Below are 25280 nucleotides of genomic sequence, written 5' to 3'. Positions count from 1 at the left end.
GTCACTGATCTAAGGAACCTGCATGTTCGCACGCCTTGGGCGGGGCGTCGTGAGACACCCGTGGTGGACGATCGTGGCCTGGCTGGTAGCAGCCGTGGCCATCGTCGCCTTGTCACCCAGCCTGGAGACCAAATCCGACCAGGCGGACTTCCTGCCGACGAGCTATGAATCGATCAAGGCGGCCGAGCTGGCCGCCGACGCGTTCCCGCAGAAGGCGGACGCCATCGCGCTGGTGGTGATCAAGCGCACCGACGGTGCCGCGCTGACCGCGGACGACCAGACCAAGATCGGCCAGGTCGCGCAGACCCTGAACGCCAAGAAGTACGACAAGGTCGCGGGCGTCGGCACGACGCCCGAGGCGGTCGCGCCGGACAAGTCCCTGCAGATCGTCAACGTGGCGATGAAGGGCACCAGCCAGGACGACCAGGTCGCCATGGGCGAGACGGTCAAGAAGATGCGCAAGGACCTGCCGGGGCTGCTCGGCGGCTCGCTGAACGCCAAGGTCGGCGGTGACGTCGCCGCGTTCACCGACAACGAGAAGTCCTTCCAGCAGTCGTTCGCACTGGTCCTGGGCGGCACCTTCATCCTGATCATCGGGTTGATCCTGCTGATCTTCCGGGCGCCGATCGCGGCGATCCTGCCGATCGTGCTGATCTTCGCGACCGAGTTCGTGTCCATGGGACTGATCGGCGCGGCGTCCAAGCTGCTCGGATTCTCCGGTGACGACAGCCTCTCCATCATCCTGAGCATCGTGCTGTTCGGCATCGGCGCGGACTACTACCTGTTCCTGCTGTTCCGCTACCGCGAACGGCTCCGGGCGGGCGACGACAAGAAGACCGCCATGATCGTCACGGTGGAGCGGGTCGGCGAGGTCATCACCTCCGCCGCGGCCGCCATCGCCGCGACCTTCCTGGTGCTGCTGCTGGCCGCGTTCGGCATCTTCGCCGCGTGGGGACCGTCGCTCGCGATCGCCGTCGTGGTCATGGGCATCACTTCCCTGACCCTGTTCCCGGCGGTCATCTCGCTGATCGGCCCGGCGATCTTCTGGCCGTCCAAGTCGTGGAAGCGCCAGCCCAAGGGCACCACCGCCGCGCGGCTCGGCAACCTGGTCGGCAGCCGCCCGGCGCTCGCCGCGATCGTGTCCGGCGGCATCCTGGTCGCGCTGGCGGCCGGCGCCTTCAGCTTCAAGGCCGACTACGACTTCCAGTCGAGCTTCCCGCAGAACACCGAGTCCGCCGAGGCCATGCAGGACATGCAGAAGGCCTTCCCGCCCGGCCTCACCAAGCCGGTCGAGGTCTACCTGCAGTCCACCGACGGGCAGCCCGTCGCCAAGGAGAAGATCGCCGCGTTCAGCCAGAGCGCCAAGACGGCGCCCGGCGTGGGCGGCGTCAACCCCGCCGTGGCCTCGGCCGACGGCAAGGTGGTCCGGATCGACCTGCTGCTGAAGAACAACCCGGTCAGCAACGACTCGATCAACCTGGTCAAGGACGACCTGCGACCGGCCGTGCACAAGCTCACCCCGGACGGCACCAGGCTGCTGGTCGGCGGCGAGACCGCGATCTACGGGGACATCAACAAGGTCGTCAACCGCGACCTGTCGGTGATCCTGCCGGTGGCGGGCGTGCTGATCGCCATCATCCTGCTGCTCCTGCTCAGGTCGGTGGTCGCACCGCTCTACCTGGTCCCGGCGGTGCTCCTGGGCTTCGCCGCGACCATGGGCGCCGCGGTGTTCGTCTTCCAGGGCCTGATGGGGCAACCCGGCGAGATCTTCCACCTGCCGATCATGTTGTACCTGTTCGTGCTGGCCATCGGGACCGACTACAACATCCTGATGACCGCACGACTACGCGAGGAGGCCAAGGAGGGCCACGAACCGCGCAAGGCCGCCGCCCTGGCGGTCGAGCACGGCGGCCCGACCGTCGCCGCGGCCGGGCTGATCCTGGCCGGCACGTTCTCGGTCATGCTCGTGGCCAAGGTCAGCATGCTCCAGCAGATGGGCTTCTCGATCGCCCTCGGCATCGCGCTCTCCGCGTTCGTGATGTCCATCTTCCTGGTGCCGGGGATCACGGCCCTGCTGGGCCGCAAGGCCTGGTGGCCGGGCCACGGCGACCGGCCCGCCAAGGTGGTGCCCCCGGGCGAGACCCGCGAGGACTTCGCCCCCTCGGGACACCGCTCCTAGACGTTGGACCGTGGGGCGGCGGTCAGAAATAGCCGCCCACGACCCCGCTCCGCGGTCCAACACCCTTCGGGGAAAACGAAGCGCCGGAGATCATCGTGATCTCCGGCGCTTCGCCGTTCCCGTTCCCCTCCGGCCCGCCGCCAGGAACGGCAGGACGTCCTGCGGGTGATGAGGCCCCACTGGGCGATGGACAGCTAGCTTCTGGACAGGAAGGCCAGGAGGTCTTGACGCGTAATGATCCCGGTCGGCTTGCCACCTTCCAGGACGACCGCCGCGTCCCGGCCCTCCAACGCGGCCACCATCCGGGAGACGGGCTCCCCCGAGCCGACGACCGGGAGCGGCGGGCTCATGTGCTTGTCCAGCGGCTCGTCCGGCCCCGCCCGATCGGCGTAAAGCGCGTGCAGCAGGTCCCGCTCCTCCACTGCACCGATCACCTCCCCTGCCATGACGTCGGGATGTCCTGCTCCCGGGGAGACCACCGGCATCTGCGAGACGCCGAACTCCCTGAGCACCTTCACAGCCTCCTCCACCGTCTCCGAGGGATGCATGTGAACGAAGCTCGGGATGCCACCCGGCTCCGCCGCCGCCTTCTGGGCCAGCACCTCTCCTACCGTCGCCTCCGCGGTGGACCGGTCGTCGCTGAACCCATGCTGGCTCATCCACTCGTCGTTGAAGATCTTGGAGAGGTAGCCGCGGCCGCCGTCCGGCAGCAGGACGACGACCATCGCGTCCGGCCCGGCCCGCTCCGCCACCCGCAGTGCCGCCACGACCGCCATCCCGCAGGAGCCGCCGACCAGCAGGCCCTCCTCGCGGGCCAGGCGGCGGGTCATGACGAACGAGTCGCGGTCGGAGACGGCGATGACCTCGTCGCAGATCTCGCGGTCGTAGGTCTCCGGCCAGATGTCCTCACCGACGCCCTCGGTCAGGTACGGGCGGCCGGTGCCGCCGGAGTAGACCGAACCCTCGGGGTCGGCGCCAATGATCTTCACCTGGCCGCCGGAGACCTCCTTGAGGTACTTCCCGGTGCCGCTGATCGTGCCGCCCGTGCCGATGCCCGCGACGAAATGTGTGATCTTCCCCTCGGTCTGCTCCCAGAGCTCCGGCCCCGTCGTCTCGTAGTGCGAGCGCGGGTTGGCCGGGTTGGTGTACTGGTCGGGCTTCCAGGCCCCCGGGATCTCGCCCGCCAGCCGGTCCGACACCGAGTAGTAGGAGTCGGGGTGCTCGGGCGACACCGCCGTCGGGCAGACGACCACCTCGGCGCCGTACGCCCGCAGCACGTCGATCTTGTCCTTGGCGACCTTGTCGGGGCAGACGAAGACGCAGCGGTAGCCGCGTTCCTGGGCCACGATGGCCAGGCCGACCCCGGTGTTGCCGGAGGTGGGCTCGACGATCGTGCCGCCCGGCTTCAGGGCGCCCGAGGCCTCGGCGTCGTCGATCATCCGGACCGCGATGCGGTCCTTCACCGACCCGCCGGGGTTGAAGTACTCGACCTTGGCCAGCACCTGGGGCGCCGGGCCGGAGGTCACCTTGCGCAGCCGGACGAGCGGGGTGTTCCCCATCAGCTCGACGAGTGAATCGTGTACGTGCACGCGACGTCCTTGTCGGTTCAGCATGTTGCATCCGCGTTCAGACCACGTGTACTCCGTGTGTACCGGGGCCTGGCAGGATGCGGATTCGGATAGATTCCAGTTTCCGACGGTAGCCGAGATCGGCGGCCGGGGGCATCCACACCCTGACGGGGTACACCCTTGGGAACGACGGGGGGTATTCGACGATGCTGAGAGCGTTCACCGCACGCCGCATCGCGACGGCCGCGGCGTACGGCGGGGGCGGCATCACCGCCCTGGGCGGGCTGACGTTCGGCCTGATCGTGGTGGAGGCCAAGATGGCCCGCAAGATCATCCAGGCCACGCCGAGCGGGGATCCGCCCGGTGCCGATGATCTCTACGGCGGCCGGCTGCCCGGCGAGCCCCTCTCCTTCGTCGTGCTCGGCGACTCCACCGCGGCCGGCCTCGGCGTGGCGCGGCCGGACGAGACCCCCGCCGCCCTCCTCGCCGCCGGCCTGTCCGCGATCGCGGCGCGGCCGGTCTGGCTGACGAACGTGGCCAGGTCGGGCTCCCGTTCCGAGGCCCTGGCGGGCCAGGTCACCCGGGCGCTGGAGGCCCAGCCCGAGGTCGCCGTGATCATGATCGGCGCCAACGACGTGACGAACCGGGTGTCCCCCGCCGAGTCGGTGCGCCATCTGGCGGCCGCCGTCGAACGGCTGCGGGCCGCGGGGTGCGAGGTCGTCGTCGGCACCTGCCCCGACCTGGGCTCGGTCAAGCCGCTCATGCAGCCGCTGCGCTGGATCGCGCGGCGGGCCAGCCGCCAGCTCGCCGCCGCCCAGACGATCGCGGTGGTCGAGCGCGGCGCCCGTTCGGTCTCGCTCGGCGACCTGCTGGGCCGCGAGTTCGCCGCCGATCCGCTCACCATGTTCAGCGACGACCGCTATCACCCGTCCGCGCACGGCTACGCGGCCGCGGCGATGGCGATCCTGCCGTCGATGGCCGCCGCGCTCGATCTCGAACCCGACCCCGAGGCGCTGCCCGACCCGCGCCGCGGTGAGGGCGTGCTCCCGGTCTACCTGGCGGCCGCCGAGGCCGCCGAGGAGCCCGGCACCGAGGTCGTGGGCACCAGCGTCGCCGGCCGCGCCCGCGGCCCGCGCGGCGCCTGGGCCACGCTCCTGCGCCGCGGCCGGACGCTGGGCGGCGGGGGCATCGACGGGGACGCCGACGGGGACGCCGACGGCGGCCGCGTGGTGCCCGGCGCGGCGGGTGCGGCCTGAACGTTTCGGGGCGAGTCGGAGAACACCCTCCGGATTCGTAGTCACTCTGTTACGTTCTGTTCTTGCGGCGACGGACGGGCGTATGCCGCGGCGACCCCCGAGGGCCCGGCGGGCCGGAGATGCGGGCATCTCCCCGGCAGCCCGCCCCCTCGAATACCCATAGCGCGCGCTGAGGAGCTTCGTCATGGCCCCGCACACCCGACCTCGATCACTTTCCGCGGCCGTCTCCGCACATGCCGTCACGGCCGCCCTCCTGGCCGCGGGCTGCTCCGCCGGCCCGGAGACGAGCGGCGCCTCGGCGGCGCAGGGCTGGTCGGGCACGGGGGTCAACACGGTGAGCCGGCCGGTGGCGGGCGGCGGCGTGGCCGCGGTGACGGGCCTGCGGCCCGACGGCTCGCTGGAGACGGCGGTGTTCGACCTGGCCAAGGGCACGAAGTTGTGGGCACGGCCGGCCACCATGGTCGGCCGGCTGTCCGGGATGGGCGTCCAGCCGCCGGCCGTGATCGGCACGGCGGGCAGCCCGATCGTGGTCTCGCTGGAGCCGCAGCGGGCCGGCCGCTGGAAGGCCACGCTGGTCGCCCGGGACGCCCGCACCGGCGCGCAGAAGTGGGTCCGGCCGGTCGACTCGACGTTCGGGCCGGTGCGCTGCGGAGCCTACGTCTGCATGTCGGAGTTCACCGCGCGCAAGAGCGCACGGTTCGTCGTCCTCGACCCGGCGGGCGGCCGGGTCGTGTGGAAGATGCCCGGCATAGCCGAGGTGGAGTGGGCCGACACCGCCAGGCTCGTGACGTTCCGCATGGCCAAGCACCCCACGCTGGAGGCCCGCGACCTCAAGAGCGGCAAGGTCCTCTGGTCCTTCCCGGTCGAACGCGCGGTCGGCGCGGGCGTCAACCTGTCGGGCGGCTGGGCGTTCGGCTCGCTCGGGGACGTGCTCGTCGGCTATCTGGCCCCCTACCAGGCACGCAAGGGCAAGGCGCTGTCGGCGTTCGGGTTCTTCGGGCTCGACACCAGGACGGGCAAGGCGGTCTGGACGCGCCGCAGGTTGCTGCGGGTCTATCCCAGCGCCAACCCGTCGGTGGCCCTGATCGCCCGGCAGGTCACCCCCTCGGGCGGCTACGGCGGCTTCGAGCAGCTCGACCCGCGCACCGGCCGGACGACCGGGACCGTCGCCGGCGACAAGGCCCCCACGTCGGCCTGGTGGCTGGCGTTCCCCGCCGACCTGAGCAAGCTGGGCTTCCTCTCCCAGGGGCGCCCCGGCACCGCCTACGACCTGCGCAACGCCGCTCCGGCACAGGCCAAGGGGCTGCGCGCCTGGTCGTTCTGCACCGTCGACCCGGCCGAGCTCAAGATCACCGGCCAGCGCGGGTTCTTCCCGGTCGCCCCGCTCTGCGCGTACGAGCTCGCCACCGGCAAGAAGCTCACCGAGCCCGGCGCGCCTCCCGGCTGGTACACCGGCGCGGTCGACGGCTGGCGCGTCTGGCGCGACGAGCGCGGCGTCCTGCACGCCGTCAAGGACGCCAAGGGCACCTCGCCCGGCATGTACGGGGTTCAGTGACACAGATCACAAGGAAGGACGGGCCTGACGGGGCCGGGAGAGCGGAAATGCTCCTGTGGTGAGCAAGTCCGCACTTATTGGACTCACCGTCCATAAGCTCCAGGACCCGGCGTGTACGCCCGAGCGGGCAGCAGCTAGATTGCTGAGTGACCGGTGAGTAACACCGTCGCCGGGACAGCCACCGGCCGTTCAGACAGGGAGTACCCGACATGCCCGAGGCAGTCATCGTCGCCACCGCGCGTTCGCCGATCGGCCGCGCCTTCAAGGGTTCGCTGAAGGACCTGCGCCCGGACGACCTCACCGCCCAGATGATCACCGCGGCCATGGCCAAGGTGCCGCAGCTCGACCCGAGCCAGATCGACGACCTGCTGCTCGGCTGTGGCCTTCCCGGCGGCGAGCAGGGCTACAACCAGGCCAAGGTCGTCGCCACGCTGCTCGGCTGGGACACCGTGCCCGGCGCGACGATCACCCGGTACTGCTCCTCGTCGTTGCAGACCTCCCGGATGGCCCTGCACGCGATCAAGGCCGGCGAGGCCGACGTCATCATCTCGGCCGGCGTCGAGATGGTGAGCCGCTTCGCCAAGGGCAGCAGCGACGGGCTGCCCGACACCAAGAACCCGCTGTTCGCCGACGCCGAGGCCCGCACCGCCAAGACCGCCGAGGGCGGCGCCGGCGTGTGGCACGACCCGCGCGAGGACGGCCAGGTCCCCGACGTCTACATCGCGATGGGCCAGACCGCCGAGAACGTGGCCGGTCTGCGCGGCGTGAGCCGGCAGGCGCAGGACGAGTTCGGCGTGCGCTCGCAGAACCTCGCCGAGAAGGCGCTCGCCAACGGCTTCTGGGAGAAGGACATCACCCCGGCGACGCTGCCCGACGGCACCGTGGTGTCCAAGGACGACGGCCCGCGGCCCGGCACCAGCTACGACAAGGTGTCGCAGCTCCAGCCGGTGTTCCGGCCCGACGGCACGGTGACGGCGGGCAACTGCTGCCCGCTGAACGACGGCGCCGCCGCGGTCGTCGTCATGAGCGACACCAAGGCCGCCGAGCTGGGCATCACCCCGCTGGCGCGGATCGTGTCCACCGGCGTCACCGGCCTGTCCCCGGAGATCATGGGTCTCGGCCCGGTGGGCGCCTCCCAGCGCGCGCTGGCGCTGGCCGGCCTGACGATCAACGACATCGACCTGGTCGAGATCAACGAGGCGTTCGCCGCCCAGGTGCTGCCGTCCGCGGACGACCTGGGCATCGACATCGACAAGCTCAACGTCAACGGCGGCGCGATCGCGGTGGGTCACCCGTTCGGCATGACGGGCGCCCGCATCACCTCCACCCTCGTCAACTCGCTGCAGTTCCACGACAAGCAGTTCGGGCTGGAGACGATGTGCGTCGGCGGCGGCCAGGGCATGGCGATGGTGATCGAGCGGCTGAGCTGACCACCTGCCGCCTCACCTGCGAAGCAGCACCGAAATCGGCCCGCACGAAGTCCGTGCGGGCCGATTTCGTATATGAACGATCACTACGTTATGAAGGATCTACGTTACGTAACGGATAGGTCCCCGTTAGGGGGTTGTCACATCCATGCCGCTGTTGCAGAGTCGGCAGGAAGAGCCCCGCTATCTGGAGGTGCCAATTGTCTTTGAGCCACTCGCCGGAGACGCACAGCAAGCTGATCGCACGCATCCCGCAAGTCACAGGACGTGACATCCCCGAGTGGTTCACCGCCATCGAGAACGGACCGGCCTTCATCCGATGCGAGGAGCGCTGCAACTGGCTCGCCGACGAGCACGGGCTCTCGCACGGCTACGCGGCCGCTCTGGTCCGCGAGCACGAGCGCACCCGCCGGGCACGCCACTACTGATCGCGCGTGCCGGTCGCACGGCGTCCCGGGTGACGCCGTCGACGACCCAAGAGCTTCGCGGGATCCCGCCAACGGATGATCCCCGCCGTCGCACCGCTGCGCGGTCCGACCATGGCGCAGAGATCCCGCAACTGATTCGCCCCCTGCCGGCACCACGGCCGGCAGGGGGCGAGTCATGTGTCCAGCGTCGAAGGCGGGACTCCGCGTAGCGCGGTCAGTCCCTGAAGTACGACAGCAGGCGCAGGATCTCCAGGTAGATCCACACGAGGCTCAGCGTGAGCCCGAACGCGCAGTACCAGGCGAACTTCTCCGGCGCGCCGGCCCGGACGCCCTGCTCGATCGAGTCGAAGTCGAGCAGCAGGAAGAAGCAGCCGACCAGGATCGCGATCACGCTGAACACGATGGCGATCGGGCCGCCGTCGCGGATGCCGATGCCGCCGTCCACGAAGAACGCGGCGATGAAGTTGACCAGCATCAGCCCGAGCAGGGCGAAGCCGGCCGCGCACACGTAGCGGGCGAACTTGGGCGTGACCCGGATGATCTTGAGCGAGTGCACGGCCAGCACGCCCGCGAACGCCAGCGCCGTGCCGATGACCGCCTGGAGGACGATCCCGTTGTAGAGGTTCTCGTAGTAGTGGCTGATCGCGCCGACGCCGACGCCGTAGACGGCGGAGAACGTGAGCACCAGCGGCGCGTTGGCCTTGCCCGAGAAGCTGATGTAGAGGCCGACGCCCAGCTGCAGCAGGAACGCCACCACGGCGATCGCCAGCGCGGTCTGGATCGGGACGAACGCCCAGGTCAGCGCGCCGGTGACGCAGAGTGCCAGCAGGCTGAGGAAGCTCCTGATGACGACGTCGTCGTAGGTCATCGGCCGGGTGGTGGCCGGGGGCGCGTACGCGGGCGCGCCGTAGGTGTCCTGAAGTCCCTGCGGTGGCGGCGTGCCGTAGCCGCCTCCCTGCCCACCGAAGGCATTGCCCCGGAACGCGGGGTTCCTGCTCTCCATTGCCGCCTCCACTCAGGCCTGACAGTTCAGATCATTCTAGTCGGAAAAAGCCGTTCCGAACCGTACCCAGCATGACGGCTCGGTATCATCCGGCCGTCGTCGGTGCCCCCGGTCGGACTCGAACCGACACATAAGCTCTTTTAGGGAGCTCGCCTCTACCATTGGGCCACAGGGGCGGCGTCATCATACCCGCGGCATTCCCGGCGCCCGGGCGGCCGCCATTCGAACGAGACCGCATTTCCGCCCGATCGAGCTCCGGCACAGGTCAGAGCGGTCTTCGCCGGACAGATCGCCGGTATGTGGAGCGGTTCAGCGGGACATTAGGCGCCGTCCCCATGAACCGCGAACGCCTCCACCATAGTGGCGCCGGCGCGGCCGTCCCGGTCACGGCGAATTGCATGGATTTCGTGAACGCCGATGCGGCCGCTCTCGCAGGCGAGCGCCGAGGCGGCCAGATAGAGCAGCCACACCCGGGCCCGGCCCGTCCCGGCGAGCTCGGCGCATTCCTTCCAGTGCCGCTGCAGGTTCGCCGCCCAGGCGCGCAGGGTGCGGGCGTGGTGCTCGCGCAGCGCGCCGACGCTCCGCACCTCCAGCCCCGCCTCCTCGATCTCGCCGACGATCTCGCCGAGCGGCCGCAGCTCGCCGTCCTCGGGGAACATGTAGCTGGTGGTGAACGTGCGCCGGATCTGGTGCGGGCCGGGGCGCCGCACCGGCTCCTGGATGAGCAGCCGGCCGCCGGGCGCGAGCAGGTCGTAGAGCCGCCCGCTGTCACGGCCGAGCGACTCCAGCCCGGTCAGCCCGACGATCGCGTCGTACGGTCCGCCGCCCGCGGCGGCCAGGTCCCGGCCGCGCGCCTCGACCCGGTCCGACAGTCCGGCGGCCGCGGCACGTTCCCGCACGTGGTCGCCCTGCTCGGCGGTGCGGGTCAGACCGACGACGCGGACCCGGTGCTGCTCGGCGGCATGGCAGGCGAACGCGCCCCAGCCGCAGTTGAGGTCGAGGACACGGGCGCCGGGGAACAGGCCGAGCCGTTCGGCGACCGAGTCGAGGGCGGCGCGCTGCGCGTCCTGGAGGTCGACCGCGCCGTCCCACAACCCGCTGCCGTGCGCCATGTCGGGGCCGAGCAGGCGGGCGAAGAAGCCGGGCGGGGCCTCGAGCGGCCCCAGGTCGTCGCCGCGGCGGCCGGTCCGGAACTCCTCGGGCGGCGGCTTGGGCTCGGGCCCCACGGCGCCGAGCGTGACCGCGGTGCGGACGATCTCGCGTTTGTCGTCGGCGCTGAGCCGGATGGGCTCGTCGCCGCTGCGCATGACCCGCTGCACCGCGCCGAGCGCGGCGAAGACGTCGCCCTCGATGTCGAGCTCGCCCGCGACGTAGGCGCGGACGAGCCCCATCTCGCCCGGCTTCCACAGCAGCCTGCGCAGCGCGCGGCGGTGCCGGATGACGAACGCGGGGGCGGCCGCCGGGCCGATCGTGCTGCCGTCCCAGGCGCGCACCCGGATCGGCAGGTCGGCGGCCGTGCCGTCACCGTCGTCGTCTCCGAGCAGGATCTTGGTGAGCAGCGGGGCGAGCCTGGAGGCGACACCGTCCTGCACGACGCGTCCTCCTCTCGCCCGTCCGGCTAGTCGTCCGGGAGCCGTCCGGCCGCGAGCTCGAACTCGCGCCGGGGCCGTTCCAGCGCGCCCAGCGAGACGATCTCACGCCGGAAGAACAGCGCGAGAGTCCAGTCCGCGGTGACGCGGAACTTGCGGTTGACCGTCGGCACCCGAGACAGATGGTATGTGCGGTGCATGAACCAGGCGAGCACGCCCCTCAGCTTGATCCCGTAAACGTTCGCCACGCCCTTGTGCAGCCCGAGCCCGGCGACCGATCCGACGTACTTGTGCCGGTACTCCTTGCGCGGGCGTCCGCGCAGGTCACGCACGATGTTGTCGGCCAGCACCCTGGCCTGGCGCACCGCGTGCTGGGCGTTGGGCGCGGTGAACTCGCCCGGCTTTGTGACGTCCGGCACGGCCGCGTTGTCGCCCGCCGTGTAGACGCCGTCGACCCCCTCGACGACCAGCTCGGCGGTCGCCTTGACCCGGCCCTTCTCGTCGATCGGCAGGTCGCTCTCGCGGACGACCGGATGCGGTTTGACCCCGGCGGTCCACACCAGGGTCCCGGCGTCGAACTCCTCGCCGTCACTCAGCACGATATGGCGCTTTTCGGATGATTTAAGAAGGGTCTCCAGCTTCACCTCGATGCCGCGCTTGCGCAACGCCTCGACGGTCCACCGCCCCATCTCGGGGCCGACCTCGGGCAGGATGCGGTCCGCGGCCTCGACCAGCATCCAGCGCAGCTCGCTCTGCGCGATGGTCGGATACCACCTGAGCGCGTCGCGGGACATGTCCTCCAGTTCCGCCAGCGCCTCCACGCCCGCGAAGCCGCCGCCCACGAAGACGAACGTGAGCGCCCGGCGCCGGGCGGTCTCGTCGTCGATCGAGGACGCGATGTCGAGCTGGTGGAGGACGTGGTTGCGCAGGAAGATCGCCTCTTCCACGGTCTTGAAGCCGATGCCGCATTCGGCCAGGCCGGGAATGGGCAGCGTGCGCGAGACGGAGCCGACCGCGACGACGAGCCGGTCGTACCGCAGCTCCCGCCGCTCCTCCCCCGCCAGGGCGGCCCCGGCGGGCCGGACGAGGACCGTCCGCTCCGCATGATCGATCTTGGTGACGTGGCCGTTGACGATCCGGCACCGTTTGAGGACCTTGCGCAGCGGCGTCACGACGTGCCGCGGCTCGATGTTGCCCGCCGCGGCCTCCGGCAGGAACGGCTGGTAGGTCATGTAGGACTGCGGGTCGACGACAGTGATCTTGACGTCGCCGCGCCGCAGGTCACCGCGCAGCTTCCGCTGCAACCGCAGCGCGGTGTACATGCCGACGTAGCCGCCGCCGATGATCAGTATCTCGCGGGCGTCGCCGTCCGATGCAGACAGTGCAGGCATACCGGATCGGTACCCCGATCTGACCCGTAGTCACCCCATGAACGACTTCGCCGAAGAATCACCAGCTTCCTCGAATTCCGGCGAACATCTTCGCCGACCTCGGCATCTCACTGGATGTATCACCAGAACGGCGGCGGGACAGGGCCCGACGGGGGCGCCAAGCGGTCGGAGCGGAGCGCGGGGGTGCGAATGACCGCTCCGGCCGCTTGGCCACGGCCCTGCCCCGCCGTTCCTGTTCGAAAACCTGCCGCCTGACCGGCCGCCGGACCGGTCATCCGGGGCCCTGCCGCCAGGCCGGCCTCAGAGCCCGGCGAGCACGCGGGCGCGCGCGAACACCGTGTCGAGCATCTCCTCGGTGACGCGGCCGGTGAAGGTGTTCTGCTGGCTGGGGTGATAGGTGCCGATCATCGCCACCGGCTCCCCCGCGGGTGAGGTGATCTCGATCTCCACCCCGTGCCCGAACGCCGGACGCGGCCGCGGCAGCCTGTATCCCGCCTGCTGGAGCGCGGGCCACGCCCCCTGCCAGGCGTAGCCGCCGAGCATCACGACCACCCGGACGCCCGGCGCGAGCGCCTCGATCTCGTGCGTGAGCCACGGCCGGCAGGTCAGCCGTTCGGCCGGGGTCGGCTTGTTGTCCGGGGGCGCGCACCGCACGGTCGCCACCATCCGCGCCCCGAGCAGCCGCTGCCCGTCGCCCGCGCGCACGCTGGTCGGCCGGGCGGCGAGCCCGACCCGGTGGAGCGAGGCGAACAGCCAGTCGCCCGACCGGTCGCCGGTGAAGACGCGCCCGGTCCGGTTGCCGCCGTGGGCCGCCGGGGCGAGCCCGATCAGCAGGATCCGCGGCTCCTCGTCCCCCCACCCCGCGATCGGACGGCCCCAGTAACGTTCGTCCGCGAAGGCCCGGCGGCGCTCGACGGCGACCCGTTCGCGCCATTCGACCAGGCGGTCGCAGGCCCGGCACACCGACTGGCGGGCGCACAGTCCGGCCAGATCGGGCGCCTTGGCCGCGAGCTCGGCCACCTCGGCGGCGTCGTGCGCGACGGGGGTGTCCGCGGTGGCCGGATCGTCGGGCCACCCCGTCCCTGGCGGTACGAAGGGTGCGTTGCCGGCGGTCATGCGATCGATACTCGCACGCGGCCACAACCGGACCCGCCCGGGCCCAGGAACAGGCCGCATGTGGCGCGCGTCGCAGGGGCCAAGTCATATCGCCCGCCGTATCCCGCTCGGTACGATGCGGTGCGCGCCGGTCGGGGTGGTGGTGTGCGGCGCACCGTGTGGAGCGGAGGCATGCCTTGGCGCAACCGGGCTGGTATCCCGACCCCTATGGCGGCGGCAGCCTGCGGTGGTGGGACGGGCGCCGCTGGACGCAGAACCTCAATCCGCAGCCCGCCTCGCCGTCGCGCCAGCCCCTCGAGAGACAGGCGCCGCCACCGGCGCCCTCACCGGCACCGGCGTCCACGCCGTCGCCCGCGCCCGTCCCGCAGCACTACCAGCAGCCCGGCCAGTACTCCTGGGCGCAGCAGCACGCGGCCCCGCAGTCCCTCGACGCCGGCGTGCGAGGGCTCCACCTGCACGCCGACGAACACCTGGTCGGCTACGGCACCTCCTCGCTGGCCTGGGGACACGTGGAATGGGTCGCCTACTGGGCGGCGGTGCCCTCCGCCGGTCAGTACGGGCCGGGGGCCGGCGGCGTTCAATGGATCTTCCAGGTCGGGCGGCACCCCTTCCACGGCGGCCCGCGCGTCGAGGTCGTCGTCGAGCAGGAGGAGATCTGGCTCCGGCTGGTCGAGATGTGCCGCAGGCTCGCCGAGCCGCGGCTGGTCGACGAGCTCGCCCGGCAGGTGCGCGGCGGTGACCCGGTCGACGTGGCACAGGGGCTGACCGTGCATCCGGGCGGCGTGCGCGGCAACCGGGTCTCGCTCAGCTGGTCGGCGATCTCCGGCGCGACCGTGGAGAACGGCCAGGTGTGGATCCAGCAGTCGACCGGCACGGCGGCGGTGCTCTACGTGCCGCAGCAGAACCCGAACGCCGTCCTCATCCCCGCGCTGCTCGCCGCGCTCAAGCGCTGACCCGCCGCCCCGGAGGCCGGGAGCAGGCCGAACGGCCGGCCGTCAGGCCAGCGACCAGGCGATGCCGTCGAGGATGTCGTGCTCGCTGACCACCACGGCGCCGAAGCCGTACTCCCGCATGATGCGGTCGAGGATGAGCGCGCCCGCGCCGATGACGTCGACCCGGCCCGGGTGCATGACGCCGATCGCCGCGCGCTCGGCCCGGGTGGCGTGCAGCAGGTTGCGGGTCACCTCGTGCACCTGGGTGGCGGTGACGCGCGACAGGTGGATGCGCTCGGGGTCGTACTCGGGCAGGCCGTGCGCGATCCCGGAGATGGTGGTGACCGAGCCCGCCAGGCCGACCAGGGTGCGCGCCTCGTCGACCGGAACGGTCCTGCGCACCTCGGCCAGCGCGGCGTCGATGTCGGCCGCGGCGGCCGTGATCTGCTCGGGCGACGGCGGGTCGCCGTCCTTCAGGTGGCGTTCGGTCATCCGGACGCAGCCGATGTCGACCGAGCGCGCCGCCTCGACCTCGGAGCTCCCGAGCACGAACTCGGTCGAGCCGCCGCCGATGTCCACCACCAGGTAGGGACGGGCCGGACGCAGCGCCGCCAGCTCGCGGGTGGCGCCCAGAAAGGAGAGCGTGGCCTCCTCGTCACCGGTGATGACCTCGGGCACCACGCCGAAGATGTCGACCACGCCGCTGACGAAGTCGGCACGATTGTCGGCGTCGCGGGTGGCGCTGGTCGCGACGACCCGGACCTTCTCGGCCCCGTGCCGTTCGACCAGCTCGGCGTAGCCGCGCATCGCGGTGAACGTGCGGTCGAGGGCCTCCGGCGCCAGCCGCCCGGTCCGGTCGACGCCCTGGCCGAGCCGCACGATCTCCATGAGGCGCTCGACGTCGGTGAGCATGCCGCCGGCGCCGCCCGCGCTGCCCGCGCTGCCCGCCGGGTCGGGGGCGATGTCGGCGATGAGGAGGCGGACCGAGTTGGTCCCGCAGTCGATGGCGGCGACGCGTGTCACTGGGACTCCTCGGTGTGGCCGGGCTCGGTGCGGTCGGAATCGGTGCGGTCGGAATCGGTGCGGTCGGAATCGGTGCGGTCGGAATCGGTGCGGGCGGGCTCGGCGCAGACGCAGGTGCCGGACCGCCACCACTCGGGCAATGCGTCGAGGGCCTCGCGGCCGAACGGGTTGACGCCGGGCACCGCGAGCTCGTGCCCGACCAGGGCGTGCAGGCACTTGACACGTTCCGGCATGCCGCCGGCGCTCTGCATGCCCTGCGGAAGCGGTTCGACGCCGTCCTCGCTCGTGGCGTCGTCGCGGCGGCGCAGGTAGTCCCGGTGGGCCGCGGTGTACTCGGCCTGAAGCGAGGCGTCGCCGGCGAGCCTGGCCTGCATCTCGCGCATCACGCCGCTGCCTTCGAGCGTTCCGATGGCGGACGCGGCCTTGGGGCAGGTCAGGTAGAACAGCGTGGGGAACGGGGTGCCGTCGGGCAGCCGCGGTGAGGTCTCGATGACGGCGGGCAGCCCGCACGGACACCGGTAGGCCACGCGGCGGATGCCGCGCGGCTCACGGCCGAGCTGGGCCGCCACGGCGGCCACGTCCGAAGCGGCCACCTCTGATGCGGCCACGTCTGATTCGGCCACGTCTGATTCGCTGGTCATTTCCGTCCCCACCCGAGCCGTCACCCAGGAGCGTCTCCCCACACCCCTGAGCGTCAGCGCGGTCTGTCCGCGGCCTCCACCGACCGCCAGAGCGACTCGTACCACGGTGGCCGGCTCGACTTGCCGTCCTGCTGGGCCTGCTGGCCGCCGGCCCCGCCACCGTCAAGAACGATGAAGCACTTCTCCCCCGTGTTGCAATAGTGGAGCCTTCGCTTGGCCTCACGCTCAATGTACGACTTATCTCCCAGGCGTTGCTTGCGTTGGGCGAGTTCTTCCACTTGCTTCTGGGCCACCCGCTCCTTGTGCTCGAGCGAGGCGATCTCCTGGCGCTGCGCGATGTACTCCCGTACGGGGTAGGCGAGGCTCAGCGCGATCGCGCACATCACGATCGCCAGGATCGCGGCACGGCTGGTCAGGGCCGGGTTGCCCCGGCGCGCGCTCCGGCTCCCGCCGGAGCCGGAGCCCTCCGGGGCGTCGTCCCCCCGGAGGGCCTTGCGGTCGTCGTCCTTCGCCACAGCGAACGCCCCCTGCTGGGTCGACGGCGGTACGGGAACGCGGTCCAAGAAATCGGTCAGAGAACTCGGTCAGAAACCCGGCCGGAGAACGCGGTCAGCCGTTCCAGCGGAAACGCGGGAAGGCGGCGGCGCCGGCGTAGCGGGCTCCGTCGTCGAGCAGTTCCTCGATGCGCAGCAGCTGGTTGTACTTGGCGACGCGGTCGCTGCGGGCCGGGGCCCCGGTCTTGATCTGGCCGCAGTTGGTCGCGACGGCCAGGTCGGCGATCGTGGTGTCCTCGGTCTCGCCGGACCGGTGGCTCATCATGCACTTGAAGCCGTTGCTCTGGGCGAGCGAGACGGCGTCGAGGGTCTCGGTGAGCGACCCGATCTGGTTGACCTTGACCAGCAGCGCGTTGGCGGTCCCGGTGTCGATGCCGCGCTGGAGCCGCTCGGGGTTGGTGACGAACAGGTCGTCGCCGACGAGCTGGACCTTGGAGCCGATGGCCGCGGTGAGGGCCTGCCAGCCGTCCCAGTCCTCCTCGTCCAGCGGGTCCTCGATGGAGACCAGCGGGTAGGCGTCGACGAGCTCGCCGTAGTAGGCGGCCATCTGCTCGGCGCTGCGCTTGGTGCCCTCGAACGCGTAGGCGCCGTCGGAGTGGAACTCGCTCGCGGCGACGTCGAGGGCGACCGCGATGTCTCCGCCGGGGGTGAACCCGGCCTTGCCGATCGCCTCCAGGATGAGGTCGAGCGCCTCGCGGTTGTTGGGCAGCTCGGGGGCGAAGCCGCCCTCGTCGCCCAGGCCGGTCGCCAGGCCGCGGCTCTTCAGGACGGACTTGAGCGCGTGGTAGGTCTCGGCGCCCCAGCGCACGGCCTCGGAGAACGTCGGCGCCCCGATCGGCGCGATCATGAACTCCTGGACGTCGACGTTGGTGTCGGCGTGCGCGCCGCCGTTGACGATGTTCATCATCGGCACCGGCAGCAGGTGCGCGTTGGGCCCGCCCACGTAGCGGAACAGCGGGAGGCCGGACGAGTCGGCGGCGGCCCGCGCGACGGCCAGGCTCACGCCGAGGATCGCGTTGGCGCCGATCTCGGCCTTGTTGGGGGTGCCGTCCAGGTCGATCAGCAGCTGGTCGATGAGCCGCTGCTCACTGGCCGGGTAGCCGACCAGCTTCTCGTCGATGGTCTCGTTGACGGCCTTGACGGCCTTCTGGACGCCCTTGCCGCCGTACCGCTCGCCGCCGTCCCGCAGCTCGACGGCCTCGAACCGGCCGGTGGACGCACCACTGGGCACCATGGCGCGGGCCTCGGTGCCGTCGGCGAGCAGCACCTCGACCTCGACGGTCGGGTTGCCGCGGGAGTCGAGGACTTCCCGGGCGAGTACGGCCTCGATCGACGACACGGGCAACTCCCTGTTTCACGCGGAGACGGTTGGCGGAGCCGAGCCTATCCAATCCGGGTCCGCACGATCCGGACCGGTGGTCGGCGGTCGTTACGGAACCGTGCCGGGCGGCCGACTTGACGACTCCATTACCTACATTGTCTACTGTGACCACCAAACACACTTGATAAGTAGGGAATAGTGACAATGACTCGCAGGTTCCGCGGCAGGATCGCCGCCACCGCTCTGATCGTCCTCGCCGGAGCGGGCACGCTCAGCGCCTGTGGCGGCGACTCCGACTCCGGCGGCGGTGCCACCGAGGTGAAGCTGGGCTTCTTCCCGAACATCACGCACGCCACCGCCCTCGTCGGGATCAAGAACGGCACGTTCCAGAAGCACCTCGGCGCGGACGTCAAGCTCAAGACCCAGTCGTTCAACGCCGGCCCGGCCGCCGTCGAGGCCCTGTTCGCCAAGGGCATCGACGCCACCTACGTCGGCCCCAACCCGGCGATCAACGCCTGGTCCAAGTCCAAGGGCAAGGCCATCAAGATCATCGCCGGGGCGGCCTCCGGCGGCGTCGCGCTGGTGGTCAAGCCGGGCATCAACTCCGCGGCCGACCTCAAGGGCAAGAAGATCGCGACGCCGCAGAAGGGCAACACCCAGGACGTCGCGCTGCGCCACTGGCTCCAGAAGCAGGGCCTCAAGACCGACCTCGCCGGCGGTGGCGACGTCAAGATCGTTCCCCAGGAGAACTCCGTCACCCTGCAGAGTTTCAGCCAGGGCCAGATCGACGGCGCCTGGGTGCCGGAGCCCTTCGCCAGCCGCCTCCAGCAGGAGAGCGGCGGCAAGGTCCTGATCGACGAGAAGACCCTCTGGCCGAACGGCAAGTTCGTCATCACCCATCTCATCGTCCGGGCCGACTTCCAGAAGGAGCACCCGGACCTGGTCAAGAAGCTGATCCAGGCGCATGTCGAGGCCAACGACTTCATCAACAACGACAAGGCGGCCGCCGCCAAGGTCGCCAACGAGCAGCTGAACGTCCTCACCGGCAAGCCGCTCAAGCCCTCGGTCCTGGACGCCACGTTCAAGAACGTCGAGTTCACCAACGACCCGGTCGCGACCTCGCTCATCGAGGGCGCCAAGCACGCGGAGCAGGTCGGCCTCCTGGAGAAGACCGACCTCAACGGGATCTACGACCTCACGACCCTCAACGAGATCCTGAAGGCAGGCGGAAAGGCACAGGTCAACGCGTAATGACACAGGCCACCCAGGCCGCCCCCAGCCGGACCGCCGCCGCGGTCCGGCTGAGCGGCGTCTCGAAAGCATTCGGTTCCGGTGCGGGCGCGCTGCTCGCACTCGACAACGTCTCCCTCGACGTCTCGCCCGGCGAGTTCGTCTGCCTGCTCGGTGCCTCGGGCTGCGGTAAGAGCACGCTGCTCAACCTGGTCGCCGACCTCGACCAGGTGAGCGCGGGCGAGATCGACACCGGCGACGCCCGGCTCGCGCTGATGTTCCAGGAGCCCGCCCTGTTCCCGTGGCTGACGGTCACCGGCAACATCGAGCTGGCGCTCAAGATGCGCGGCGTGCCGCGAGCCGAACGCCGCGGGCGGGCCGCCGAGCTGCTGGGATCCGTCCACCTCACCGGGTTCGAGAAGCGCCGCCCGCACCAGCTGTCGGGCGGCATGCGCCAGCGCGTCGCGCTGGCCCGCGCCCTCGCGCTGACGGTGGACGAGCAGGACACGTCCAAGGGCACCGTCCTGCTCATGGACGAGCCGTTCGGCGCGCTCGACGCGATGACCCGCGACCTGCTGCACGACGAGATCGAGCGGATCTGGCGCGAGAAGAACCTCAGCGTGCTGTTCGTCACGCACAACGTGCGCGAGGCCGTCCGGCTCGGCGACCGGGTGGTGCTGCTGAGCAGCCGCCCCGGCCGCGTCGTCGAGGAGTTCCCCGTGCCGCTGGACCGCCCGCGGCGCATCGACTCGCCCGAGGTGGCGACACTGGCCGGGAAGATCACCGACCGGCTGCGCGAGGAGGTCGGCCGCCATGGCAGTTGAGACCCGCAAGCGGGACATCGATCCCGCGCTCGAGAGGCAGATCACCGGCCTGGACGCGCTGGAGCTCGGCGGCCGCACCCGGCTGAAGACGTCCAGGCGCGTCTGGGGCTCGCTCTGGCCCAAGGTGGCCGCGATCGTGCTCGGCGTGCTGGCCTGGCAGCTGGTCGTCTGGAGCGGCTGGAAGGAGGAGTACGTCCTCCCCGGCCCCGGCCTGGTGTTCCCCGAACTGTGGGAGCGCGTCCAGGACGGCACGATGGCCGAAGAGGTCTCGACCACGATGCAGCGTGCGCTCGTGGGCTTCGCGATCTCCGTGGCCGTCGGCGGGATCATCGGCGCGACCGTCGCCCGCGTCCGGGTGCTCCGCGCCGCCGTCGGCTCGCTGATCACCGGCCTGCAGACGCTCCCGTCGATCGTCTGGCTGCCGTTCGCGGTGCTGCTGTTCAACACCAGCGAGACGGCCATCATGTTCGTGGTCGTCCTCGGCGCCGCGCCGTCGATCGCCATCGGGCTGATCGCCGGGGTCGACTACACGCCGCCGATCCTGCTCCGCGCGGGCAAGGTCATGGGGCTGCGCGGCTTCAACCGGTTCCGGCACCTGCTGCTGCCGGCGTCGCTGCCCTCGTTCGTCACCGGCCTCAAGCAGGGCTGGGCGTTCGCCTGGCGCAGCCTGATGGCGGGCGAGCTGATCGTCAACTTCGGCAAGAAGTCGCTGGGCGCGCAGCTCGGCACCGACCGCGACGTCAACGACTCCGCCGGGCTGCTGGCCACGATGATCGTCATCCTGGTCATCGGCATCGTCGTCGACATGGCGTTCGGCGCCGCCGACCGGTCCCTCCGCAACCGGTGGGGCCTCAACTCCGACTAGCCGGGGTGGTGACGGGCCGGCTCCGGCCGACCGGAGCCGGCCCGGTCGGCCGTCCGCCCGTCCCGGAACTTCCTTGACCCGGAGCCCGGCTGGCATTTGCCCGCTCCAGGGAAGTAATGACCGCGATGAACGCGCCGCGGCGGTGGATCCGTACGGAGCCGGGGATCCGGGTCCGGGTCACCGTCTCGACGGTCCTGGTGGCCGGGCTGCTCGCGACCGCCCTGTGCGCGCTGGCGATGACGCTGGCCCGGCGGGACGAGCTCAGCGACCGGCAGGACGTCCTGGCCCGGAACGCCCGGCGGGTGGCCGCCCTCGTCCGGCTCGGCCAGATCACCGAGAGCACCGTGACGGGCAACGTCGAGCGGGTCCAGGTGGTGGACGCGCGGGGCCGGGTCCTCGCTGCGACCCCGGAGATGGCGGGGCACCCCGTGGTCAGGTTCCCGGTGCCGGGCGACGTGGACGACCTGCGGAACGGCGTCGTCACCGGCCACGGCGGCCGGGAGTACATGGTGGTGGCCGTCCGGGTCGACGACGGGGAGGACTCCCGCGTGGTCTACGCACTCGCCCCCGAGCCCGGCCTCGTCACCATCCCCTGGGCGCTCCTGGGCATCCCTGCGATCGCCGGCCTGGTCGGCTACGGCACCTGGCGTTCGACCACCCGCACCCTGCGCCCGGTGCACGAGATCACCCGCGAGCTGGACGAGATCACCGCCACCGACCTGCAACGCCGCGTTCCCGTACCGGCCCGGGAGGACGAGATCGCGCGGCTCGCCCGCAGCGTCAACGCCACGCTGGACCGCCTCGAAGGTTCGGTCGCGCGGCAGCGGGCCTTCGTCTCCGACCTCTCGCACGAGCTGCGCAGCCCGCTCACCGGCCTGCGCATGGAGCTCGAACTGGCGCTCTCCGACCCCGACGCGGGCGACGTCCGGGAGACCCTGGAGGCCGTGATCAAGAACTCCGAGCGCCTGGAGGCCGTCGTCGACGATCTCCAGGCGCTGGCCCGCCTCGACTCGCAGAACGGCTTCCCGCGCCGGTCCGTGAACCTGCACGAGCTGGCCGACCAGGAGATCCTGCGCCGCCCCCGCCGGACGCGCGTCACCGTCCTGGGCGACGGCGAGGTCACCGTCCAGGGCGGCCGCCAGGAACTGGCCCGCCTCATCACCAACCTGATCGACAACGCCGACCGGCACGCCCGCAGCACCCTCACCGTCGTCGTCCGCAACGTCCCCGGCGCCGCCGTGGTCGAGGTCATCGACGACGGTGCCGGCATCGCCCCCGGCGACCGCGAACGGGTCTTCGACCGTTTCACCCGCCTCGCCGAAGGTGTCCACCGCGACGCCGGCGGCACCGGCCTCGGCCTGGCCATCGCCCGCGACATCGCCGTCGCCCACGGCGGCACCCTCGTCCTCACCGATCGCGACGACGGCGCCGAAGGCGCCCGCTTCCTCCTCCGTCTCCCCACCGGAAAGCCCTGACGGCCGGCCGCCCGCGGTGAACCACGTGGCGGCCGAGCTTCGTTCCCAGCTGCTAGCGCCCGGAACGGCGGAAGAGCACGATCGACATGCCCGCGATGCCGGCGGCGAGGACCCCGACGAGGATCGACGGCAGGTAGGTGTAGCGGAAACCGCGCGTGGCCTTGACGGCCCTGCCGTTCGGATTCTCCGGGACGTACCGGACATCGATCCTGGCTCCGACGGGAGGCGCGTCGCCGCCGCCCAGGGCGTTCTCGTCGAGCACCGAGCGGGCGACCAGTCCGCTCCGGGTGGCGAACTCGACCCTGACCCGCACCTCGTCGTCCGGATGCTCGACGCTCACCACCGTGGCCGCCACGACGACGCCGTTGCGCTCCAGCTTGATCACATTCGACAGGTCGACCGCCGCCCACGCGGCGAAGAGCGCGGCGACGACGAGAACGCCCGTGGCCACCAGCATGTGCTTCACCCTCATGCCCCTGGGACGGACACGGCCCGCGATCCGGTTGCAGACCTGACCGGTCAAGGCCAACCACGGGGTACCGTTCCGCCATGGGCATGGTGGGCACGGTCGGGCTGGTCCTGCACCCCGAACGCGACTCGAAGGTCGCCGTGGACACGATCGTGGAGTGGTCCGCGGGCCGGGGCGGTCGTGTCCTCGGCCTGCCCGAGGAGATCGGCCGGATCGACTGCAGCGCCGAGGCGGTCGCCCCCGAGGTGCTGGCCTCCCGTTCCGACCTGCTGGTCAGCCTGGGCGGCGACGGGACGATGTTGCGCAGCATGCGGCTGGCCGGACGGACGACCCCGGTCCTGGGCGTCAACCTGGGCCGGCTCGGGTTCCTCGCCGAGATCGACGTGGCCGAACTGCCGTCCGCGCTGACCAGCATCGACGAGCACCGCTACCAGGTCGAACCGCGCATGGCCGTGTCGGCCCGGCTCCCCGGCGGCGAGACGCTGACCGCGTTCAACGACATCTCGGTGGTGCGGATCCCCGGCGACGGCCTGGCCGCCGTCGAGGTCCTCGTGGAGGGCCAGCCGTTCGTGCGCTACACCGCCGACGCCGTCATCGTGGCGACCTCGACCGGTTCGACGGCGTACAGCTTCTCGGCGGGCGGCCCCATCGTGTCGCCGACGGTCGAGGGGTTCCTCGTCGTCCCGGCCGCCGCGCACTCCTCGTTCAACCGCGCCCTCATGTTGTCGGCGACCGAGGCCGTCACCCTGGACCTGCTGCCCACCTGCGGCGAGCTCGCCGTCGAGGTCGACGGCGCGGTCGAGGCCCGCCTGGCCGCGGGCGACCGGCTGGAGATCACCGCCAGCCTCGCTGCGGCGCAGGTGGTCCGGCTGGGCGAGACGACCTTCTACGAACGTGCCCGCCGCAAGCTCCGCGTCAGCGGGAGCGCCGAGGCCGACGCCGTTCCCCTCTGACCGCCAGGGCGTCGAGGACCGCGTAACTCCCGGTCATCGCGGTCAGGCCCGCAGCCGTCGCACGCGGCACGTCACCCCGCACGAGATGGGCGATCCCGGCCGCCGTGTCGCTGGCGTCCACCAGCAGGCAGAGCTTCCGCCATCGCCGCCGCGCCTCCGGATCGCTCAGGAGGTACCCGAGCCCCAGGGCCACGGCCCGGCTTCCGAAGATCCGGATCAGGTATCTCAGCTCGGGAGTGTCCCTGTCGCCCATTCCCGCCAGCTTCACGTTGAGACCGGGCAGGGCCAGCGCGAGCGCTCCCCACACCACGCGGCCGCCCGCCGCCACCTCCAGTGCGCGTTCCATAGGTCCGAACCTGCCAGCCGCTCCTCCACCTGGCGATTACCTCAGAGGTAACCGCCGCTAGGCTCGCGCCGTGAGCGAGATCGCGGTGGTGCGCGAAGGTTCGGGACCAGAGGTTCTGCTCGTACACGGCGGCGCATCCCCGCGAACGACCTGGGCCGGGCTCGACCCACTGGCCGACCGCTGGACGCTCACCTTCGTCCACCGGCGCGGCTATCCGCCGAGCCCGCCGACGGAACGTCAGGACTTCGAGGTCGACGCCGTGGACCTGGCGCCGCTGCTCGCCGGTCGGCCCCACGTCGTCGCCCACTCGTACGGCGTCCTCGGAACGTTGATCGCCGCCGCCGCGGCGCCGGGTCGCGTGCGGTCGCTCACCCTGATCGAGCCACCGCTCAACTACCTCGCCCCCGACGACCCCGAGGTGGCGCGGCTGGAACGGATCGGGGACGCGGTCCTCACTCAAGGGATGGACACCGACCCGGCCGACCTGCGCGAATTCCTCCGCGTCGCGGGCGCCCCGATCGGCGACGGCCCGCTCCCCGAGGCCGTGCTCGCCGGTGTCCAGCGAGCGCACGGCGCCCGGCCGACAAGCGAAGCACGCCCACGCCTCGACGCGATCCGCGCCGCCGGAGTCCCGGTCCTAGTCGCGTCCGGCGACCACACACCCGCGCTCGAACGCATCTGCGACGCACTGGCCGAAGCGCTCGACGGCGAACGAAGCGTCCACCCAGGCGCCGGTCATTTCGTCGCCGCCGCACCGGGCTTCATCGACCGCCTAGAGACCTTCCTGCGCCTCAACCCAGGTCATAGGCCCCAGCCTCAACCCGTTCGGTGAAAGCCCGCCACGCCCCCGCACCGAAGACCAGATTGCCCCCGTCCGGATCCTTCGAGTCCCGCACCGCAACCGCCACCTCGGCCCCCGCAACCTCGACACAGGCCCCACCCGTGTCTCCGCTGCGGCTGCCACTGCGCCACCCAAGGTCCGCGACCTCAACACACTGGCCGCCTGTGTCTCCGCTGCGGTTGCTCTTGCGCCACCCGAGGTCTGCGACCTCAACGCACTCTCCGCCGGTGTTGGTGCTGCGGCTACTTTTTCGCCACTGAACGGCTGACCACTCAGGAGCGTTCATGGCCTCTC

The 25280-nt window shown here is 71.2% G+C and carries 24 protein-coding genes and 1 tRNA gene; 12 read left to right on the top strand and 13 right to left on the bottom strand.

Annotation, left to right across the window (positions count from 1 at the left end; all coding sequences use genetic code 11):
• The first annotated feature begins 22 nt into the window (after positions 1 to 22).
• Entirely contained in the window at positions 23 to 2179 is a 2157-nt protein-coding gene (locus ABZ810_RS22145) for an MMPL family transporter (RefSeq protein ID WP_358405879.1), read from the top strand.
• Between the two features lie 194 nt (positions 2180 to 2373).
• Here the strand turns inward: ABZ810_RS22145 and ABZ810_RS22140 are convergent, their stop codons facing one another.
• Positions 2374 to 3768, bottom strand: a complete 1395-nt coding sequence (locus tag ABZ810_RS22140; RefSeq protein WP_358405878.1) for a cystathionine beta-synthase — start codon at positions 3766 to 3768, stop codon at positions 2374 to 2376.
• 185 nt (positions 3769 to 3953) lie between these two features.
• On the opposite strand from ABZ810_RS22140, the gene ABZ810_RS22135 reads away from it, so the two are divergent.
• From ABZ810_RS22135 to ABZ810_RS22120, 4 genes are all read left to right on the top strand, one after another.
• The gene (locus tag ABZ810_RS22135; protein ID WP_358405877.1) at positions 3954 to 5003 is read left to right on the top strand and encodes an SGNH/GDSL hydrolase family protein; all 1050 of its coding nucleotides are present in this window, start codon (positions 3954 to 3956) and stop codon (positions 5001 to 5003) included.
• Positions 5004 to 5187: 184 nt separating this feature from the next.
• The gene (locus ABZ810_RS22130; RefSeq protein ID WP_358405875.1) at positions 5188 to 6558 is read left to right on the top strand and encodes a PQQ-binding-like beta-propeller repeat protein; all 1371 of its coding nucleotides are present in this window, start codon (positions 5188 to 5190) and stop codon (positions 6556 to 6558) included.
• Positions 6559 to 6767: 209 nt separating this feature from the next.
• Positions 6768 to 7988 carry an acetyl-CoA C-acetyltransferase gene (locus tag ABZ810_RS22125; protein WP_358405872.1) on the top strand — a complete coding sequence of 407 codons (1221 nt, stop codon included), beginning with the start codon at positions 6768 to 6770 and terminating at the stop codon, positions 7986 to 7988.
• A gap of 197 nt (positions 7989 to 8185) precedes the next feature.
• Entirely contained in the window at positions 8186 to 8413 is a 228-nt protein-coding gene (locus ABZ810_RS22120) for a DUF4287 domain-containing protein (RefSeq protein WP_358405869.1), read from the top strand.
• 214 nt (positions 8414 to 8627) lie between these two features.
• On the opposite strand, the gene ABZ810_RS22115 is transcribed toward ABZ810_RS22120, so the two are convergent.
• From ABZ810_RS22115 to ABZ810_RS22095, 5 genes are all read right to left on the bottom strand, one after another.
• On the bottom strand, positions 8628 to 9416 hold the full coding sequence (locus ABZ810_RS22115; RefSeq protein WP_358405868.1) for a Bax inhibitor-1/YccA family protein: 789 nt from the start codon (positions 9414 to 9416) through the stop codon (positions 8628 to 8630).
• A 103-nt stretch (positions 9417 to 9519) separates the two neighbouring features.
• Positions 9520 to 9592, bottom strand: a tRNA-Leu gene (locus tag ABZ810_RS22110).
• 144 nt (positions 9593 to 9736) lie between these two features.
• On the bottom strand, positions 9737 to 11008 hold the full coding sequence (locus ABZ810_RS22105) for a class I SAM-dependent methyltransferase (RefSeq protein WP_358405866.1): 1272 nt from the start codon (positions 11006 to 11008) through the stop codon (positions 9737 to 9739).
• A gap of 26 nt (positions 11009 to 11034) precedes the next feature.
• The gene (locus tag ABZ810_RS22100; protein WP_358405864.1) at positions 11035 to 12396 is read right to left on the bottom strand and encodes an NAD(P)/FAD-dependent oxidoreductase; all 1362 of its coding nucleotides are present in this window, start codon (positions 12394 to 12396) and stop codon (positions 11035 to 11037) included.
• A gap of 300 nt (positions 12397 to 12696) precedes the next feature.
• Positions 12697 to 13512: a uracil-DNA glycosylase gene (locus ABZ810_RS22095; RefSeq protein WP_358405863.1), complete on the bottom strand. Its 816-nt coding sequence runs from the start codon at positions 13510 to 13512 to the stop codon at positions 12697 to 12699.
• A 176-nt stretch (positions 13513 to 13688) separates the two neighbouring features.
• Between ABZ810_RS22095 and ABZ810_RS22090 the strand changes: the two genes are divergently transcribed.
• Positions 13689 to 14465: a DUF2510 domain-containing protein gene (locus tag ABZ810_RS22090; protein WP_358405860.1), complete on the top strand. Its 777-nt coding sequence runs from the start codon at positions 13689 to 13691 to the stop codon at positions 14463 to 14465.
• Positions 14466 to 14507: 42 nt separating this feature from the next.
• Here ABZ810_RS22090 and ABZ810_RS22085 read toward each other — a convergent pair whose 3' ends face one another.
• The 4 genes from ABZ810_RS22085 to eno form a co-directional block, all read right to left on the bottom strand.
• On the bottom strand, positions 14508 to 15467 hold the full coding sequence (locus ABZ810_RS22085) for a Ppx/GppA phosphatase family protein (protein ID WP_358405858.1): 960 nt from the start codon (positions 15465 to 15467) through the stop codon (positions 14508 to 14510).
• Complete coding sequence (locus ABZ810_RS22080; RefSeq protein ID WP_358405855.1) at positions 15464 to 16108, bottom strand: DUF501 domain-containing protein; 645 nt, start codon at positions 16106 to 16108, stop codon at positions 15464 to 15466. The genes ABZ810_RS22085 and ABZ810_RS22080 overlap by 4 nt, the downstream gene beginning before the upstream one ends.
• A 53-nt stretch (positions 16109 to 16161) precedes the next feature.
• On the bottom strand, positions 16162 to 16623 hold the full coding sequence (locus ABZ810_RS22075; protein WP_358405852.1) for a septum formation initiator family protein: 462 nt from the start codon (positions 16621 to 16623) through the stop codon (positions 16162 to 16164).
• 94 nt (positions 16624 to 16717) lie between these two features.
• Positions 16718 to 18001: a phosphopyruvate hydratase gene (gene eno / locus ABZ810_RS22070; RefSeq protein WP_358405849.1), complete on the bottom strand. Its 1284-nt coding sequence runs from the start codon at positions 17999 to 18001 to the stop codon at positions 16718 to 16720.
• Between the two features lie 186 nt (positions 18002 to 18187).
• Between eno and ABZ810_RS22065 the strand changes: the two genes are divergently transcribed.
• The 4 genes from ABZ810_RS22065 (at position 18188) to ABZ810_RS22050 (ending at position 22377) form a co-directional block, all read left to right on the top strand.
• The gene (locus tag ABZ810_RS22065) at positions 18188 to 19234 is read left to right on the top strand and encodes an ABC transporter substrate-binding protein (RefSeq protein ID WP_358405846.1); all 1047 of its coding nucleotides are present in this window, start codon (positions 18188 to 18190) and stop codon (positions 19232 to 19234) included.
• On the top strand, positions 19234 to 20037 hold the full coding sequence (locus ABZ810_RS22060; protein WP_358405843.1) for an ABC transporter ATP-binding protein: 804 nt from the start codon (positions 19234 to 19236) through the stop codon (positions 20035 to 20037). The genes ABZ810_RS22065 and ABZ810_RS22060 overlap by 1 nt, the downstream gene beginning before the upstream one ends.
• Positions 20027 to 20902: an ABC transporter permease gene (locus tag ABZ810_RS22055; RefSeq protein WP_358405840.1), complete on the top strand. Its 876-nt coding sequence runs from the start codon at positions 20027 to 20029 to the stop codon at positions 20900 to 20902. The genes ABZ810_RS22060 and ABZ810_RS22055 overlap by 11 nt, the downstream gene beginning before the upstream one ends.
• Positions 20903 to 21018: 116 nt before the next feature.
• Positions 21019 to 22377 (top strand): ATP-binding protein, encoded by a 1359-nt coding sequence (locus ABZ810_RS22050; RefSeq protein WP_358405838.1) that lies wholly within the window; start codon positions 21019 to 21021, stop codon positions 22375 to 22377.
• A 52-nt stretch (positions 22378 to 22429) separates the two neighbouring features.
• Here the strand turns inward: ABZ810_RS22050 and ABZ810_RS22045 are convergent, their stop codons facing one another.
• Positions 22430 to 22834: a DUF3592 domain-containing protein gene (locus tag ABZ810_RS22045; protein WP_358405837.1), complete on the bottom strand. Its 405-nt coding sequence runs from the start codon at positions 22832 to 22834 to the stop codon at positions 22430 to 22432.
• A 92-nt stretch (positions 22835 to 22926) separates the two neighbouring features.
• Between ABZ810_RS22045 and ABZ810_RS22040 the strand changes: the two genes are divergently transcribed.
• A complete protein-coding gene (locus ABZ810_RS22040) occupies positions 22927 to 23799 on the top strand; it encodes an NAD(+)/NADH kinase (RefSeq protein WP_358405835.1) in 873 nt (290 codons plus the stop codon).
• On the opposite strand, the gene ABZ810_RS22035 is transcribed toward ABZ810_RS22040, so the two are convergent.
• Positions 23762 to 24145, bottom strand: coding sequence for a hypothetical protein (locus ABZ810_RS22035; RefSeq protein WP_358405833.1), 384 nt, complete (start codon positions 24143 to 24145; stop codon positions 23762 to 23764). The two genes, ABZ810_RS22040 and ABZ810_RS22035, sit on opposite strands and share 38 nt — an antisense overlap.
• 70 nt (positions 24146 to 24215) lie before the next feature.
• On the opposite strand from ABZ810_RS22035, the gene ABZ810_RS22030 reads away from it, so the two are divergent.
• On the top strand, positions 24216 to 24977 hold the full coding sequence (locus ABZ810_RS22030) for an alpha/beta fold hydrolase (protein ID WP_358405832.1): 762 nt from the start codon (positions 24216 to 24218) through the stop codon (positions 24975 to 24977).
• Here ABZ810_RS22030 and ABZ810_RS22025 read toward each other — a convergent pair.
• The gene (locus tag ABZ810_RS22025; RefSeq protein ID WP_358405829.1) at positions 24937 to 25272 is read right to left on the bottom strand and encodes a DUF397 domain-containing protein; all 336 of its coding nucleotides are present in this window, start codon (positions 25270 to 25272) and stop codon (positions 24937 to 24939) included. The genes ABZ810_RS22030 and ABZ810_RS22025 overlap by 41 nt on opposite strands.
• Positions 25273 to 25280 lie beyond the last annotated feature (8 nt).

The sequence above is a fragment of the Spirillospora sp. NPDC047279 genome, assembly GCF_040643285.1.
GTDB lineage: Bacteria > Actinomycetota > Actinomycetes > Streptosporangiales > Streptosporangiaceae > Spirillospora.
Note: the sequence above shows the minus strand (reverse complement) of the source record. Positions and strands in the feature narration are given on the sequence as shown.